Annotated in this window: 18 protein-coding genes; all 18 read right to left on the reverse strand. The window is 54.4% G+C overall.

The window, feature by feature from the left end:
• Positions 1-22: 22 nt before the first annotated feature.
• The gene (gene hslU, locus BMX91_RS01020; protein WP_092048957.1) at positions 23-1,417 is read right to left on the reverse strand and encodes an ATP-dependent protease ATPase subunit HslU; all 1,395 of its coding nucleotides are present in this window, start codon (positions 1,415-1,417) and stop codon (positions 23-25) included.
• Positions 1,414-1,959 (reverse strand): ATP-dependent protease subunit HslV, encoded by a 546-nt coding sequence (gene hslV / locus BMX91_RS01025; protein ID WP_092048960.1) that lies wholly within the window; start codon positions 1,957-1,959, stop codon positions 1,414-1,416. Before hslV ends, hslU begins: the two co-directional genes overlap by 4 nt.
• Before the next feature lie 12 nt (positions 1,960-1,971).
• On the reverse strand, positions 1,972-2,871 hold the full coding sequence (gene xerC, locus BMX91_RS01030) for a tyrosine recombinase XerC (protein WP_092048962.1): 900 nt from the start codon (positions 2,869-2,871) through the stop codon (positions 1,972-1,974).
• 63 nt (positions 2,872-2,934) lie between these two features.
• On the reverse strand, positions 2,935-4,245 hold the full coding sequence (gene trmFO / locus BMX91_RS01035; protein ID WP_092048964.1) for an FADH(2)-oxidizing methylenetetrahydrofolate--tRNA-(uracil(54)-C(5))-methyltransferase TrmFO: 1,311 nt from the start codon (positions 4,243-4,245) through the stop codon (positions 2,935-2,937).
• Between the two features lie 18 nt (positions 4,246-4,263).
• Positions 4,264-6,339, reverse strand: coding sequence for a type I DNA topoisomerase (gene topA / locus BMX91_RS01040; protein ID WP_092048966.1), 2,076 nt, complete (start codon positions 6,337-6,339; stop codon positions 4,264-4,266).
• A gap of 130 nt (positions 6,340-6,469) precedes the next feature.
• Positions 6,470-7,360 carry a DNA-processing protein DprA gene (dprA, locus tag BMX91_RS01045; RefSeq protein WP_322787434.1) on the reverse strand — a complete coding sequence of 297 codons (891 nt, stop codon included), beginning with the start codon at positions 7,358-7,360 and terminating at the stop codon, positions 6,470-6,472.
• Between the two features lie 66 nt (positions 7,361-7,426).
• A complete protein-coding gene (gene sucD, locus BMX91_RS01050) occupies positions 7,427-8,329 on the reverse strand; it encodes a succinate--CoA ligase subunit alpha (protein WP_092048968.1) in 903 nt (300 codons plus the stop codon).
• Positions 8,330-8,345: 16 nt separating this feature from the next.
• Positions 8,346-9,506, reverse strand: coding sequence for an ADP-forming succinate--CoA ligase subunit beta (gene sucC, locus BMX91_RS01055; protein WP_092048970.1), 1,161 nt, complete (start codon positions 9,504-9,506; stop codon positions 8,346-8,348).
• A gap of 61 nt (positions 9,507-9,567) precedes the next feature.
• A complete protein-coding gene (locus BMX91_RS01060) occupies positions 9,568-10,386 on the reverse strand; it encodes a ribonuclease HII (RefSeq protein WP_092048972.1) in 819 nt (272 codons plus the stop codon).
• A gap of 438 nt (positions 10,387-10,824) precedes the next feature.
• Positions 10,825-11,676: a ribosome biogenesis GTPase YlqF gene (gene ylqF, locus BMX91_RS01065; protein WP_092048974.1), complete on the reverse strand. Its 852-nt coding sequence runs from the start codon at positions 11,674-11,676 to the stop codon at positions 10,825-10,827.
• 13 nt (positions 11,677-11,689) lie between these two features.
• On the reverse strand, positions 11,690-12,247 hold the full coding sequence (gene lepB / locus BMX91_RS01070) for a signal peptidase I (RefSeq protein ID WP_092048976.1): 558 nt from the start codon (positions 12,245-12,247) through the stop codon (positions 11,690-11,692).
• Between the two features lie 99 nt (positions 12,248-12,346).
• A complete protein-coding gene (rplS, locus tag BMX91_RS01075) occupies positions 12,347-12,691 on the reverse strand; it encodes a 50S ribosomal protein L19 (RefSeq protein WP_092048978.1) in 345 nt (114 codons plus the stop codon).
• Between the two features lie 130 nt (positions 12,692-12,821).
• On the reverse strand, positions 12,822-13,556 hold the full coding sequence (trmD, locus tag BMX91_RS01080; protein ID WP_092048980.1) for a tRNA (guanosine(37)-N1)-methyltransferase TrmD: 735 nt from the start codon (positions 13,554-13,556) through the stop codon (positions 12,822-12,824).
• Positions 13,556-14,071 carry a ribosome maturation factor RimM gene (gene rimM, locus BMX91_RS01085; protein ID WP_092048982.1) on the reverse strand — a complete coding sequence of 172 codons (516 nt, stop codon included), beginning with the start codon at positions 14,069-14,071 and terminating at the stop codon, positions 13,556-13,558. The genes trmD and rimM overlap by 1 nt, the downstream gene beginning before the upstream one ends.
• A 62-nt stretch (positions 14,072-14,133) precedes the next feature.
• On the reverse strand, positions 14,134-14,364 hold the full coding sequence (locus tag BMX91_RS01090) for a KH domain-containing protein (RefSeq protein WP_092048984.1): 231 nt from the start codon (positions 14,362-14,364) through the stop codon (positions 14,134-14,136).
• Between the two features lie 18 nt (positions 14,365-14,382).
• Positions 14,383-14,655, reverse strand: a complete 273-nt coding sequence (gene rpsP, locus BMX91_RS01095; RefSeq protein WP_092048986.1) for a 30S ribosomal protein S16 — start codon at positions 14,653-14,655, stop codon at positions 14,383-14,385.
• A 266-nt stretch (positions 14,656-14,921) separates the two neighbouring features.
• Positions 14,922-16,280, reverse strand: coding sequence for a signal recognition particle protein (ffh, locus tag BMX91_RS01100; RefSeq protein ID WP_092048988.1), 1,359 nt, complete (start codon positions 16,278-16,280; stop codon positions 14,922-14,924).
• Positions 16,281-16,297: 17 nt separating this feature from the next.
• Positions 16,298-16,633, reverse strand: a complete 336-nt coding sequence (locus BMX91_RS01105) for a putative DNA-binding protein (protein WP_177168216.1) — start codon at positions 16,631-16,633, stop codon at positions 16,298-16,300.
• Between the last annotated feature and the right edge of the window lie 47 nt (positions 16,634-16,680).

Raw genomic sequence — 16,680 nt, forward strand, 5'->3', positions numbered from 1 at the left:
TTTGGGAAACGATAAGGTTTACTTACAGTATAAATTGTGACAAATCTTTGTTCGTAGCAATCTTTTTGAGCTTTTCATCGACATATTCCGGCGTGATGCGGATGGACGCAGGTGAAATGTCGGATGCTTCGAAACTCAGGTCTTCAAGAAGCTTCTCCAAAACCGTGTGGAGCCTGCGTGCTCCGATGTTATCGGTTTCCGCATTGACTTCCGCCGCAATCTCCGCGATACGCCCGATTGCTTCATCGGTAAAGTCGATCTCCACGCCTTCAGTGGAAAGGAGCAGCCGGTACTGATGGAGAAGGGAATTGTCCGGTTCTTTGAGAATGCGGACAAAATCCTCTCTAGTGAGTTTATCCAGTTCGACCCGGATCGGGAAACGTCCCTGCAGCTCAGGTATGATGTCCGACGGCTTGGAAACGTGGAAAGCCCCCGCGGCGATGAACAGCATGAAGTCCGTGCGGACAGGACCGTACTTCGTCGTGACAGTCGTACCCTCCACAATAGGAAGGATATCCCGCTGAACGCCTTCCCGCGATACATCGGCTGAAGAGGAGTTCCCCTGTTTCGAGGCGATCTTGTCAATTTCATCGATGAAGATGATTCCCTGCTGCTCCGCACGTTCGATTGCCACCTGAGCGATTTCATCACGGTCAACAAGCTTATCGGCTTCTTCCATGGCAAGTACTCTGCGGGCATCCTTCACACGCATCTCCCGCTTCTTCTTCTTTTTCGGCATCAGGTTCGAAAGTGCATCTTGCATATTCATTCCCATTTGCTCCATACCCGAACCTTGCATGCCGTCAAACAGCGACGGCATATTCTCGGTCACTTCTACCATCACTTTTTTGTCCTCAAGGCGGCCCGCCTTCAGCTCGGCGCGGATTTCGGAACGCTTCATACGGATCGACGCGTCCTCTTCCTCTTCTTCAGAGCGGTCCTGCATCTGTCCGAGCAGCATCTCCAGCGGATTCTGCCCGGATTTCTCTTTTTTCAGGGACGGGACGAGCAGCTTCACAAGACGTTCTTCGGCCAGCTTTTCGGCGCGATCCGCCACCTCTTCCATCCGCTCAATGCGGACAAGGCGGAATGACGCTTCCACAAGGTCACGTACCATCGACTCGACATCGCGTCCGACATAGCCGACTTCTGTAAACTTGGTCGCCTCCACTTTGAGGAAGGGCGCACCGGCAAGCTTGGCAATCCGGCGTGCAATCTCTGTCTTGCCGACACCGGTCGGACCGATCATGAGAATATTTTTCGGAATGATCTCATTGCGCTCTTCTTCCGGCAGAAGGCTGCGGCGGTATCGGTTTCGCATGGCCACCGCAACAGCCCGCTTGGCTTCTTTCTGGCCGACGATGTACCGGTCAAGCTGTTCGGTCAGGAGTCTCGGTGTCATCTGCTCCAGCTTCATTCCCCGATCACCTCCAGGATGATTTGGTGGTTCGTGAACACGCAGATGTCAGCTGCGGTCTCAAGTGCCGCACGCGCGATCTGTTCGGCATCCATAGCGTCGGCAGCATGTTTTTTAAGGGCACGGCCGGCTGCCAAAGCATAGTTGCCGCCGGATCCGATTGCAAGGATGCCGTCATCGGGCTCAATCACTTCTCCTGTTCCGGAGACGAGCAGCATCGTATCTTTGTCCATGACGATCAGCATCGCCTCCAGCTTCTGGAGCATCTTATCGCTGCGCCATTCCTTCACGAGTTCGACTGCTGCGCGGGTCAGGTTCCCGTCATATTCGGCTAGTTTGCCTTCAAACAGTTCAAACAATGTGAAGGCATCCGCGACGGTGCCCGCGAAACCGGCGACGACTTTCCCGCCGTACAGTCGACGGACCTTCTTCGCAGTATGCTTCATGACAACCTGGTTGCCGAGCGTCACCTGCCCGTCACCCGCCATTGCGGCCTTGCCGTTATGCCGGACTGCGAAAATCGTGGTTGCATGGATTTCCATTGCCTCTCCCCCTCAAGCTCTAGGATGTGCGTTCATATACGTCTTTCTCAGATGTTCTTTCGTCACATGCGTGTAGACCTGCGTCGATGACAGGCTGGCATGGCCGAGAAGTTCCTGGACGGACCGCATGTCCGCTCCGTTATTGAGCAAGTGTGTGGCAAACGTATGCCGGAGCATATGCGGATGGATCGATATGTGGAGTGCTGCCTTTTTGACCATTTCCCCAAGGATATGCCGGACTCCGCGGTCGGTGAGCGGAGTACCCCTCATATTGACGAACAGCCGGTCATGTTTGTTCCCTTTCATGATCGCCGGACGCGCCTCATCCAGATACCTGCCGAGCGCATCGGCGGCAAAGTGGCCAAACGGGATATACCGCTCACGGCGCCCCTTCCCCATGACCCTTACAATATCCAGTTCACGGTCAGCGTCGCCGACGGAAAGCCCCGTCAGTTCCGAAACACGCATTCCCGTGGCATAGAGCAGCTCCAGAAGCGCGGTGTCACGGATTTCTTTCGGAGAGATTCCTGCATTCGCCTCGAAAAGCTGCTCCATCTCTTCTTCATAGAAGAATTGGGGCAGCTTTTCTTCCTTCTTCGGATGATACAGTGATCGGAATGCCTGGTCATCGATATCGAACCGGGTGTTGGCAAACTTGAAAAACGATCGCAGAGAAGAGATCTTCCTTGAGATGGTCGCCCGCTCCAGTTCGCGCTCATAAAGCTGGGTCACGTAGAGGCGGGCTTCCGGATAGCGGATATCCTCTTCGGACCCGATTCCCTCGGATTCCAGAAACGCGAAGAATTCTTCAAGATCTTTCCGGTATCCCTCCACGGTCAGCGGAGAAAAGTTCCGCTCGAGGCGGATATAGGACCGGAACTCCTCTGCAGCCTGTTTTAGCCTGGCATTCATCCCGTCACCTCCGGAAATATACAAAAGCCTCTAAAGTATAAGGCTTTAGAGGCTTTTGTTCAATCAATGTGCAATTGTATTCTTGAAATTTCGAATTGTATCCAGCGCACGCCCGGACTGCTTCTCCGCGCGCTCCGCTTTTTTCCTGACCTTCTCTCCGAGAGAAGGGAAAAGACCGAAGTTGACGTTCATCGGCTGGAAGTTGGCCGGATCTGCTTCGCTGATATAGCGTGCCATGCTTCCGAGTGCCGTTTCCGCCGGGAAGACGACCGGGTCTTCACCGAGCGCGAGACGAGCGGCATTGACACCTGCAATAAGTCCGCTGCCTGCAGATTCCACATAGCCTTCGACCCCGGTCATCTGGCCGGCGAAGAACAGGTCCTTTTTGGCCTTCAGCTGGTATGTGCGCTCCAGCACACGCGGGGAGTTGATGAACATGTTCCTGTGAATGACACCATAACGGACAATCTCCGCATTCTCAAGTCCAGGAATGAGCCGGAGAACTTCTTTCTGGGGTCCCCACTTCATGTGATTCTGGAAGCCCACAATGTTATAGAGCGTAGCGGCAGCGTTGTCCTGACGGAGCTGGACGACTGCGTAAGGGGTCTTCCCTGTTTTCGGATCCTCCAGGCCAACCGGTTTCATCGGGCCGAACCGGAGTGTATCCCGGCCACGCCGCGCCATTTCTTCGACCGGCATGCAGCCTTCAAAATACTTTTCTTCTTCGAAGTCCCTGAGGGCGACTGTCTCGGCCGAGATGAGCGCCTCGTAGAAGCGGTAGTATTCCTCTTCAGTCATCGGACAGTTCAGATAGGCGGCTTCTCCCTTGTCATAACGTGACTTCAGGTAAACCTTGTCCATGTCTATGGAATCCTTCTCGATGATCGGCGCTGCCGCGTCGTAGAAGTACAGATCATATTCGCCAGTCAGGCTGCTGATCTGTTCGGCAAGGGAGGAAGAAGTGAGCGGACCGGTCGCGATGACCGTGATGCCCTCCGGAATCTCTGTCACTTCGCCGTTTACAACTTCCACGAGAGGGTGATTTTTGACGGTTTCCGTAACGCGCCCCGCAAAATCGTGGCGGTCGACCGCAAGGGCTCCTCCTGCAGGAACAGCGCTTGAATCCGCGGCCTGCATGATGACGGAGTCGAAGATCCGCATCTCTTCCTTGAGGACTCCCACAGCATTGGTGAGATTGTTGGCGCGGAGCGAGTTGGTGCAGACAAGTTCAGCAAACTGGCCGGTATGGTGCGCCGGAGTCTGCCTTACGGGGCGCATTTCGTGCAGACGCACCCTGACGCCGCGGCTGGCGATCTGCCAGGCAGCCTCGCTGCCTGCAAGCCCCGCTCCGATTACGTTGACGACTGGTGTCATGTTGAATCGTGTCTCCTTTTACTGTTGCGGTTGTTCTTTATAATCGCATTCCACACATTGGATCTGCTTGCCCTTCTTGAGCTTTTTCTCGACCAGGAGGCTGCTGCATTTCGGACATGGCCGGGAAACCGGCTTGTCCCATGAGATGAAATCGCATTCCGGATACTGGTCGCAGCTGTAGAAGATCCGCTTCGTCTTGCTTTTGCGCTCGACGACTTCGCCCTTTTTACATTTCGGGCAGGTCACATCGATCTTCTTCAGGATCGGCTTCGTATTGCGGCAGTCAGGGAAGTTGGAGCAGGCCATGAATTTTCCGTAGCGGCCCATTTTGATGACCATCGGGGATCCGCATTTTTCGCAGTCCTCGCCGGCCGGCTCATCCTTGATGACGACTTTCTCCATCTCCTGCTCAGCTACTCTCAGCCGCTTCTCGAAATCTTTGTAGAACGAGTCGATGACCTGGACCCACTCGTTTTTCCCGTCTTCGACGCTGTCGAGGTCCTTCTCCATCTCTGCGGTGAACTCGACGTCAATGATTTCCGGGAAGAATTCACTGACGAGGGAATGAACAATCTCCCCTAGCTCCGTTGGAACGAATCGCTTGGCGTCCAGTGACACATAGCCCCGTTTCTGGATCGTATCCAGCGTCGGCGCGTACGTCGACGGCCTGCCGATTCCCAGCTCTTCCATCGTCTTCACAAGACGCGCTTCCGAATAGCGCGGAGGCGGTTGTGTAAAGTGCTGCTTCGGGTCGATTTTAAGGCTCTTGACGATATCGCCTTTCTCAAGCGGAGGAAGCATCTTCTGCTTTACATCTTCCTTGTCATCCTCGCCCTCAACGTATACTTTCATGAACCCCTGGAATTTCACTTGGGATCCGGTGGCACGGAACACGACATCCCCTTGGCGGAGATCAGCCGTCACGGTATCCAGGACGGCCGGAGCCATCCTGCTCGCTATGAATCGCTCCCAGATAAGCTTGTAGAGCTTCATCTGATCATTTGTAAGGATCGCTTTTAGCGAGGCAGGTGTCCGGAGCACAGATGTCGGGCGGATCGCTTCATGTGCATCCTGGGCATTTTTCTGTTTGGAAGCACGCTCTCCCGGAGCCAAGTATTCCTGACCATAATCTGCAAGGATAAAATCTTCCGCTTCCTTTTTTGCGGTGTCCGATACCCGAGTTGAGTCGGTACGCATGTACGTGATGAGGCCGACGCTGCCTTCCTTGCCGACATTGATCCCTTCGTAGAGATTCTGGGCGATCATCATCGTTTTGCGCGCCCGGAAGTTCAGCTTGCGGGCAGCTTCCTGCTGGAGGGAGGAAGTCGTGAACGGAGGCGCAGGATTGCGCTTGCGCTCTTTTTTCTCCAGTTCGGCGACTTCGAAGTCACTGCCGTCCAGCTTGGCAAGAATCGCATCGACCGACCCTCGATCTGGAAGCTTGATCTTTTTCTTGCCGTCACCGTGAAATGCGGCCGTGAATTCCTTTTTCCCTTTTCCGAACAATCCGGTGATCGACCAGTACTCTTCCGGCTTGAAATTCCGGATTTCGTTTTCCCGGTCAATGATCATGCGGAGTGCAACGGATTGGACGCGTCCGGCAGATAGTCCCTTCTTTACTTTCTTCCAAAGAATAGGACTGATGTTGTAGCCGACCAGCCGGTCGAGGATGCGCCTTGCCTGCTGGGCATCGACTCGGTCTCGGTCGATCGGGCGCGGGTGTTTGAACGCCTCTTTGACGGCATCCTTGGTGATTTCATTGAACACTACACGGCATTCGGAGTTTTCATCGATGCCGAGGGAGTGAGCGAGGTGCCAGGCGATCGCTTCCCCTTCCCGGTCGGGGTCAGATGCGAGGAAGATTTTCTTGGCTTTTTTTGCTGCACTCTTCAGTTCCTGCAAAACCGGCCCTTTGCCGCGGATTGTAATGTATTTCGGTTCATAGTTGTTTTCGACATCGATGCCGGTCTGGCTTCGCGGGAGATCCCTGATGTGTCCGACAGATGCCTTTACTTTGTATTTCTTGCCTAAATATTTCTCAATCGTCTTTGCTTTCGCTGGTGACTCGACGATGACCAAATAATCTGGTGCCATTGATGTGCCTCCATTCGAGGTGAGCGACTCCTAAAGAAAGTCCTGATGGAAAATGTAAACTATCTTCTATATAATTGCAACCATTTTCAGCTTCTGCCGTTTCGTGCTTCAGGGAAAGGCAGCCATGCTTTTACTCCATATCCTGCGGCAGCCCGCCCAGAATTGTGTAGCCGTCCAGGGCTGGGGCTGCGCCCTCCAGGATTAGACGGTTTGGACCCGTGGAAAGCGGTGAATTGATCGGCCCGGGCACGGCGTGAACGTCCTTTCCGTGCTCGAGCGCATGATCGATTGTGCTCAATGTGCCGCTCGGCCGGGCAGCCTCAGTGACGATGACGATGCCGGAAAGGCCGCTGATAATGCGGTTGCGCATGGGAAACTGCCACTTCTGCGGACCTGCATACGGCGGGTATTCAGTTATAAGCAGATGGTCGCGTCCCATCACTTCATACAGTCCGCTGTTCTGCTTCGGATATCGATGGGATAGGCCGGTGCCGAGGACACCGATCGTTTTTCCGCCATGCCGGATGGCTGTCTCATGAGCCATTGCATCAGCTCCTTTTGCAAGGCCGCTGACGATGACATAATCATTGGCGACAAGAGGCGGAATAATCTTTTCCATGGCCTGGCGTGAATAGGCGGTCGCCTTCCTGGATCCGATGATGGCCGCCTTGTTGTCTGCGCGGAGCAGTGATGGATCTCCTGCGGCATATAGTACGGCAGGCGGGTCAATAAGCTGGGTGAGTGAATGGGGGTAAAGTTCGTGGGTATACAGGATGGGGGTGATCGAGCTTGCGGCATACACTTCCGTGTACGGGGGGTCCGCTCTGCGGCTCAGCTTTTTGTGGAGAAGCGCCGCCTTGTCCGTGTCAAGATCCAGCAGAAATGCAAGCTCGGCCGGCCGCATATCCGGAAGTGCCTGAAGGTCCGGGTCTGCAGCAAGCAGACGTCTGAACCTGTTCAGCGGTGCCGGAAATGTGTAATGCAGCGCAAGCAGACGGTCTTCGAACCGATCGATGATCACTACCTCCTGTCCCGGAAGCTTTCCGGAAATAGTAAAAGTGCGGCACTAATGTGCCGCACTTTCATTTTAGTGGGTTTTGCACTGTTCGTACAGACCTTTTTCCTTCAGGACACTGATCATCGTCTCACCGATGACCGATGGTGTCTCGGCAACCTTGATGCCTGCCGCTTCCATTGCTTTAATCTTCTCTGCAGCTGTTCCCTTGCCGCCGGAAATGATGGCGCCTGCGTGGCCCATGCGCTTTCCTGGAGGTGCGGTCTGGCCGCCGATAAAGCCGGTGACAGGTTTTTTCATGTTTGCCTTGACCCACTCGGCCGCTTCTTCCTCTGCAGTCCCGCCGATTTCACCGATCATGACAACCGCAAGGGTTTCAGGATCTTCATTGAATTCTTTGAGGACATCGATGAAGTTTGTTCCGTTGACCGGGTCTCCGCCGATACCGACAGCGGTCGTCTGGCCGACGCCTGCCTCGGAAAGCTGGTGGACCGCTTCATATGTCAGTGTCCCGGAACGGGAAACAACGCCGACATGGCCCTTTTTGTGGATATAGCCCGGCATGATGCCGATCTTGCATTCGTCCGCTGTAATGACACCGGGGCAGTTAGGCCCGACGAGACGGGTTTTCTTGCCTTCCATGTAACGGACAACTTTGACCATATCGAGTACCGGAATGTGTTCCGTGATGCAGATAGCCAGATCCAGCTCTGCATCGACCGCCTCGAGGATCGCGTCTGCTGCGAACGGAGCCGGCACATAGATGACGGAAACAGTTGCGCCTGTTTCCTTTACTGCGTCCTCGACTGTGTTGAAGACCGGTACGCCTTCCACTTCCGTGCCGCCTTTGCCCGGTGTTACGCCCGCCACGATTTTCGTGCCGTATTCAAGCATTTGTTTTGTATGGAAAAGGGCTGTTGAGCCCGTGATTCCCTGTACGAGTACTTTTGTATCCTTATCGACATAAATGCCCATCGTTTTCCCGCCTTTCTTAGCCTACGAGCTCGACAATTTTTTGTGCGCCGTCCGCCATGGAATCGGCAGCAGTAATGTTCAATCCGGATTCGTTCAGAAGCTTTTTGCCTGCATCCACGTTCGTACCTTCAAGACGCACGACCAGCGGCACTTCAAGTCCGAGCTGCTTCGTTGCCTGGATGACGCCTTCTGCGATGATGTCGCACTTCATGATGCCGCCGAAGATGTTGACGAAAATCCCTTTGACATTGGAGTCGGAAAGGATGATCTTGAATGCTTCGGTTACTTTTTCAGCAGTCGCGCCGCCCCCAACGTCAAGGAAGTTCGCGGGTTTGCCGCCGTAGAAGTTGATCGTGTCCATTGTGGACATAGCCAGGCCCGCACCGTTAACCATGCAGCCGATGTTGCCGTCGAGGGAAACATAGCTGAGGTCGTACTTGGACGCTTCGATTTCCTTCGGATCTTCTTCATCAAAATCACGGAGTTCAACGATATCCGCGTGACGGTAGAGCGCGTTCGAGTCGAAGTTGAACTTCGCATCGAGAGCTACGACCTGATCATCGCCTGTGACGACGAGCGGGTTGATTTCAAGGATGGATGCATCTTTGCTGATGAAAGCTTCATAGATGCCCAGGAACAGCTTCGCAGCTTTGTTGACGAGCTTCGAAGGAATGTTCATGTTGAATGCCATGCGGCGTGCCTGGAAGCCTGTAAGGCCGACAATAGGGTCGATGACTTCCTTGAAGATCTTTTCAGGTGTTTCTTCTGCCACTTCTTCGATGTCCATGCCGCCTTCTTCGGAGCCCATGAGGACGACACGGTCCGTCGCACGGTCAACGACGAGGCTGATGTAGTATTCTTTGAGGATGTCGGAGCCTTCTTCAATGTAAAGGCGCTTGACTTCTTTTCCTTCAGGGCCTGTCTGATGTGTCACCAGTACTTTGCCGAGAAGTTCTTTTGCGTATTCACGCACTTCGTCAACCGTCTTCGCGATCTTTACACCGCCTGCCTTGCCTCGGCCACCTGCGTGGATCTGAGCTTTTACGACATATACTTTGGTGTCGAGTTCCTTGGCCGCCTTGACAGCCTCTTCAGGAGAAAACGCTACGATTCCGTTTGGTACCGCGACGCCGTAGTCGCGAAGAATCTGCTTCCCTTGGTACTCATGGATATTCATCTTACATCCTCCAATCGAACTGCTGAATAGTTTCTTGCCATCCCCCATTGTAATCAACCGGTCACAGGTTGTCCATAATTGTCTTTTCTCGGACGGGAATTCCGCTGGTTCCGACATGGATTTCAGCCACCGGGGCGAAGGTCTGCCTGTGCTCCGGGCAAGGACCGTGTAACCTGAGCGCCTCCAGGTGTGCCGCGGTGCCATAGCCCGAATGGCGGTTGAAGCCGTACAAAGGAAACTTTTCGTGCAGCCTGTCCATATATGCATCCCGTTCAGTTTTGGCCAGGACCGATGCCGCTGCCACGCAGAGGCTGAGTGCATCAGCTTTCACGACAGAATGGCATGGTGCATCCGTATTAAGAGCCATTGCATCGGCGATGATCGCGTCCGGTCCCAAGGACAAGCCCTCAACCGACCTCTCCATCGAATCACGCGTGGCCCGGTAGATGTTCAGCCTGTCGATTTCCTCTGCAGGCTGGATGTGGACTGACCAGGCGACAGCATGTTTCCTGATTGCGGCGGCCAGGCATTCCCTCGCCTGCCGGCTCATCGCCTTTGAATCATCCAGGCCGGCGAGTTCCGGACAGGATGACGGAAGAATCACCGCAGCGGTCACCACCGGTCCCGCCAAAGGGCCCCTCCCCGCTTCATCGACGCCCGCGACCAGTGACTCCGGACTTTTCCTGAAGCCGTTGTCAAACTGCTCTTTTTCCAGGTGCCGCTCGAGTTCGAGCCGTTTTTTCTCCAGTTTCCTCTCATACGATGCAAGCAGTTTCTGGATGCCGGCCCGGCCATCCGACTGGAGTTCGCCGAACAGTGGGTCATCCTCTTTTGCCGTCTGCAGCCATGCTTTCACTTCATTGATTGTCATAGTGGTCATTTGGAATCAGGCCCTTTCCTTATATGTAGATTCCGGCAAGCTCTGGCCGGATAAGCCAAAAAGCTGTCCACTGCCATGCCGGGTGTTCACGATGTCCCGGCTCCGGGAATTTCAATAAAAAAGCAGGGGCTGTCCGAATAATGTATTTCCAGCATAAAAAGCAAACAGCAGCGGCTCTGGTCGCTTTCCGCGGGCGTTGCCGGCGCCAATGCGAAGTTTGGCGTCTGCGCTCAAAAGCGATAGCGTTGAGCGGCATTAGCCAGCCTCCTCGGACTCCGTCCTGCGGGGTCTTCGGCTAACGCTATTCCCGCAGGACAGAAAAGCCTCCTCGAACAAGCCTCGCACGAAGGAAATGCGAAGCATTTTCGAGGAGTCTCCCGACGCCACTGCTGTTTGCCATAGATACCAGAATCTAATTACTTATTGGACAGCCCCTGTTCACCGATCCTCTGAAAAATCGAATGTGAGCCTGCCGAACTGCAGGTCCCGGACGTCGCGGACAATCAGTTCGGACACACTATCATAGTCGATGGTACCGCCTTTTCCGTAGACCTTCCGACGTTCGCCGATCCGATCGAAGGCTCCAGGTATGTCGCCGTCGAGCGAACGGAAGCCAAAGCGGTCCTCAAGGCGGTCCGGATAATGTGCCTCGAGAAACTTGAGCGCATAGATCGCGAGCTCCTGCTGGGCCGTAATGGCATCCTTGATCGCCCCGGTCAGCGCCAATTTATAGCCGGCCTCGGGATCTTCGAACTTCGGCCATAGGATTCCCGGCGTATCGAGCAGTTCCAGCTCCTTGCCAACCTTGATCCACTGCTGCGCCTTAGTGACGCCGGGTGTATTGCCGGTTCTGGCGATGTTCTTTTTGGCCAGGCGGTTGATGAGCGTCGACTTTCCGACATTCGGGATACCGACTATCATGGCCCGGATTGCTCTAGGGCGGATGCCCTTCGCCTTCATGCGGTCCCACTTCTCCTTCAGGATCTGCTGAGCAGCCTTTGTCACCTGCTGAAGTCCTTTGCCGTCGAGCGAGTTGATCGCCACCGCTTCGATCCCGTCTTCACGGAACTTTTCCAGCCAGCGGGCGGTTTCCGCTTCATCGGCCATGTCTTTCTTGTTAAGGATGACGAGCCGGGGTTTCCGGCTGATGATGTCATCGATCATCGGGTTTCTGGAAGATTGCGGCAGTCGTGCATCGATCAGTTCAAAGACGATATCAACCATCTTCAGCTGCTCGGTGACTTCCCTCCGCGCCTTTGCCATATGTCCCGGGAACCACTGTATTGTCATAATTTTACCTCCGTCACTTGACGAACCCGATATCTTCCATCGGCCAGAAAATCAGATTTGTGCTGCCGATGATTTCATCGAACGGGATGACGCCGATATGGCGGGAGTCTTTGCTGAACCGCCGATTATCCCCCATAACGAATACATGGCCTTCTGGGACAGTTTCTCGCTGAATTTTATCCTCAAGCGTAAAGTCTTCGGTCAGCGTCCCGTCGGTGACAGCTTCCTTGTATTCACCGAGATAGGGCTCTTCAAAAGCCTCCCCGTTAATATAGAGCTGGTCGTCCCGGTACTCGATCTGGTCGCCCGGTAGCCCGATCACCCGCTTGATGTAATCTTTCTGTTCCGGTGCATGGAAGACAACGATGTCAAACCGCTCCGGCTCACCGATTGTGTAGCCGATTTTGTTGACGATCATCTTATCGCCGTCCTCGAGTGTCGGCATCATCGACTCCCCGTCCACCACAATAGGCGTAAAAAGGAAATACCGGATGATGGCAGCCAGCCCGAACGCGATGAGGAGGACTTTCGTCCATTCCCACAGTTCATTTTTCTTTTTTTCTTCTGTCATCCCGTTGGCCTCCCTGTTCAATCTCTTTCCATTATAGAGTGTATGACAAACGGAGGCAAAAAGAAAAGGAGCCGTCGGAACGGCTCCTTTCGATGTCGTTTATCGGATTTCTTTGATGCGGGCAGCTTTTCCGCGAAGGTTGCGGAGGTAGTACAGCTTCGCACGACGGACTTTACCGCGGCGAGTCACTTCAAGGTTCGCGATTTTAGGCGTGTGCACAGGGAACGTACGCTCAACTCCTACACCGTAGGAAATCTTGCGGACTGTGAATGTCTCGCTGATGCCGCCGCCGCGACGCTTGATGACAACCCCTTCGTATACCTGGATCCGCTCACGCGTACCCTCGACGACTTTTACGTGTACACGTACCGTGTCGCCCGGGCGGAAAGCCGGAAGGTCTGTACGAAGTTGTTCCTTCGTGATTTCTGCAATCAATTGTTGCATGTTTTTCCTCTCCTTACTACAGATGCTCTTGCAGTTAAAGCTGTTGCAGCGGAACATCGTAATCGAGCGCTTCACATGGAAGCACGGGTTAAATCATACCATAGGCACGGGGTTCAGGCAAGTCCCGGACTCACTCTTCTTTACTCCATCCGAGCTTCCTGAGTATTTCCTTCTGTGATGCGGTGAGCTCGGCTGCTCCGAGCAGATCCGGCCTCCGCTCAAGCGTACGCATGAGCGACTGTTCCTCGCGCCAGCGATCGATTTCCGCATGGTTGCCGGACAAAAGGACATCCGGCACTTTCATCCCGCGGAAGTCTGCAGGGCGCGTGTAATGAGGGTGCTCGAGAAAACCCGTAGAGAACGAATCAAGCGCGGGGGATTCTGCGTTGCCGAGAACTCCAGGCAGAAGTCGGACCACACTGTCGATGACGGTCATGGCCGCAAGCTCACCGCCGGTCAGGACAAAGTCCCCGATCGAGATTTCATCCGTGATAAGGTGTTCGCGAATGCGCTCGTCATAGCCTTCGTAATGACCGCACAGGAAGATAAGATCCTCTTCCTGCGCAAGTTCCTCGGCCTTTTTCTGGGTGAACCGTTCTCCCTGCGGGCACATGAGGATAATCCTCGGAGAGCGGCCTTCAGAAAGGTTTTCGACGGCGCGGAACAGGGGCTCCGGCTTCAGTACCATGCCGGCCCCTCCACCGTATGGATAGTCATCAACTTTATGATGCTTGTCCGTGGCGAAATCGCGGAAGTCCCGGACTGTGAGGCTGACAGCGCCGTTTTCCTGTGCCCGCTTTAGGATGGAGGCATTGAATACGCCGCTGAACATTTCCGGGAAGATGGAAAGGACCGAAATCTTCATCAGGACAGCAGTCCTTCGATCGGATCGATGACGATCCGCCCGTTTTCGGGATCGACTTCCAGGACGACATCCCCGATATATGGAATGTAGTGCATTTTCCCTTCAGCCGGTTTGACCGCCCAGACGTCATTTGCGCCTGTCTCCAGCACTTCTGTCACTTTTCCGATTTCCCGGCCTTCCTGGTCAACCACCGTACATCCGATGATTTCATGGTGATAGAACTCGCCTTCTTCCAGTTCTCCGAGGTTATCACCGGACACCTTCAGGATGCCGTCGCGATATTTTTCCACGTCATTGATGTTTGGGTGGCCTTCGAACGTGAGGAGATCGAAGTTCTTATGGACCCGGTGGGAGGCCACGGTCAGCATGACCGGATCTTTCGCTCCAGGCATGAAGAGGCCGAGACGCGCCCCCGTGGCATAGCGCTCTTCCGGGAAATCCGTACGGGACATGACGCGCACCTCGCCCCGGATGCCATGCGTATTGACGATTTTTCCGACATTGTACCAGTTCATCCATCGTCCTCCTTCATCCGTTTCGGGGTATGAAAAAGGAAGGAACCTGTTTCGTCCCTTCCTTAATCCATGATGTCGACGCGGACCCGTTTGCGGCCTGCGCTTTCAGCTGAGTTTACTACAGTGCGGATCGCGGTTGCGACCCGGCCCTGTTTGCCGATCACTTTCCCCATGTCTTCCGGGTGGACGGACAGCGAGCAGACTAGTCTGCCCTGCCGTTCTTCCACGCCGATCCGGAGTTCATCCGGATGGTCAACGAGCGGTTTGACGATCGTTTCAATCAGCTTTTTCATCATGTCGCCTCCGTCAACTTATTTTGCGGCTTTGGCGTTATGGAATTTCTCCATGATGCCCTGCGTAGCGAGCAGGTTGCGCACTGTGTCAGACGGTTTCGCACCGTTCTGGAGCCATTTGAGTGCAAGCTCTTCATTGATCTTGAGCTCAGCCGGCGTCGTGAGCGGGTTGTATGTGCCGATCGTTTCGATCTGACGGCCGTCACGAGGGGAACGGGAATCTGCTACTACGATACGATAGAAAGGCGTCTTTTTTGCGCCCATACGCTTAAGTCGAATTTTAACTGCCATGGTTAGCACCTCCGAATAGTTTCACACAAGATAGTATATTACCAAGTCATTATTGCTTTGTAAAGTGTTTTTTCTTAACACCTTAATTAAGGCTGATTTTCGCTCCTGGCCCTCGCTTACCGCGGGCGTTGCCTTAGCCTCCTCGAGCTGCGCTCTGCGGGGTCTTCGGCTAACGCTTTTCCCGCAGGTGTCTCGTGCCATACGCTTCAATCAGTTATAGCAAGTTTTCCAATGAATACTCAGGCTGGATTGCCGCCTGTCGCTACTTACTTGAACAGTGAATCAAGTCCGGGCATTTTCATTTTCCGCTTGCCTTTGCCCTGTTGCATGTTCGACATCTGTTTCATCATCTTCCTCATCTCATCGAACTGTTTGAGCAGGCGGTTCACTTCCTGGATGGATGTGCCGGAGCCGCGGGCGATGCGCTTTTTCCGGCTGGAGTTGATGATTTCGGGCTTCGACTTTTCCGCAATTGTCATCGATTTGATAACCGCTTCAACACGGTCCATCTGCTTTTCGTCGACCTTCACATTGTCGATGCCCTTGATCTTGCCTGCGCCGGGAAGCATCTTGAGGATCTCGTCAAGAGGCCCCATCTTCTTCACCTGTTCCAGCTGTTCGAGGAAGTCATCAAATGTGAACGACTGGTCACGGAACTTCTGCTCCAGTTCCTTCGCCTTTTCTTCGTCGACATTGGTCTGTGCTTTCTCGATGAGCGACATGACGTCACCCATCCCGAGAATCCGGGAGGCCATGCGCTCAGGATGGAACGGTTCGAGCGCATCAAGCTTTTCGCCCATCCCGGCAAACTTGATCGGCTTGCCGGTAACGGAACGGATCGAGAGCGCCGCCCCGCCGCGGGTGTCGCCGTCGAGCTTCGTCAGGACGACTCCCGTTACGCCGACCTGCTGGTCAAACGTTTCCGCCACATTCGCGGCGACCTGGCCGGTCATCGCGTCAACGACAAGGTAGACTTCATCAGGCTTCACCGCATCATGGATATTGCGGAGTTCCTGCATGAGGTCTTCGTCGATCTGCAGACGGCCCGCTGTGTCGATGAAGACGACATCGTTATGATCTTCCTTCGCTTTGGCAACCGCCTGCTTTGCGATATCGACCGGGTCAGCCTCTGTGCCGAGTTGGAATACCGGCATGCCGAGCTGCTTGCCGATTGTCTCCAGCTGCTGGATTGCTGCAGGACGGTAAACGTCAGCTGCAGCAAGAAGCGGTTTCCGGTTGTATTTCTTGCGGATGAGGTTCGCCAGCTTGCCGGTTGTTGTCGTTTTCCCGGCACCCTGCAGGCCGACCATCATGATGACGGTCGGCGGTTTTTTCGCGAAAGTGATTGCTTCCGTCTCGCCGCCCATCAGCTCAGCCAGTTCGTCCCTTACAATTTTGACGACTTGCTGGCCAGGCGTGAGGCTTTGCATCACATCCGAACCTACGGCGCGCTCGCTCACCTTCTTGACGAATTCCTTGACGACCTTGAGGTTGACGTCTGCCTCGATCAGCGCGAAGCGGACTTCACGCATCATTTCTTTGACGTCGGCTTCGGTCACTTTCCCCTTGCCTTTGATTTTCTGAAGCGTTTGCTGAAGGCGCTCGCCCAATCCTTCAAATGCCATCGATTGCCCGCCTCCTATCAGTCGAATTCTTTTAGTTCATGCAGTCGCCGGATCAGATCACCGGCATCCGCCCCGCCGCGCCCGATATCCGCGGCAAGTGCGTCGACGGCTTCCCGCCGTTTCCGGAACTTGCCGAAAAGCTGGAGCTTTTCCTCGTACTCTTCAAGCATAGCCTCTGTGCGGCGGATATTGTCATAGACCGCCTGGCGGGAGATATCGTACTGTTCGGCTATTTCCCCCAGGGACAGGTCATTCAGGTAATACAGGTCCATGTAGCTCCGTTGCTTCTCAGTCAGGAGTGCCTGATAGAAGTCAAACAGGAAGTTCATCCGGGTCGTTTTTTCAAGCAGCACACAAACCCCTCCTTCCCGTCTCCATCAAAAGCATTTTATACAGGGAA

Source organism: Bhargavaea ginsengi (genome assembly GCF_900109165.1).
GTDB lineage: Bacteria > Bacillota > Bacilli > Bacillales_A > Planococcaceae > Bhargavaea > Bhargavaea ginsengi.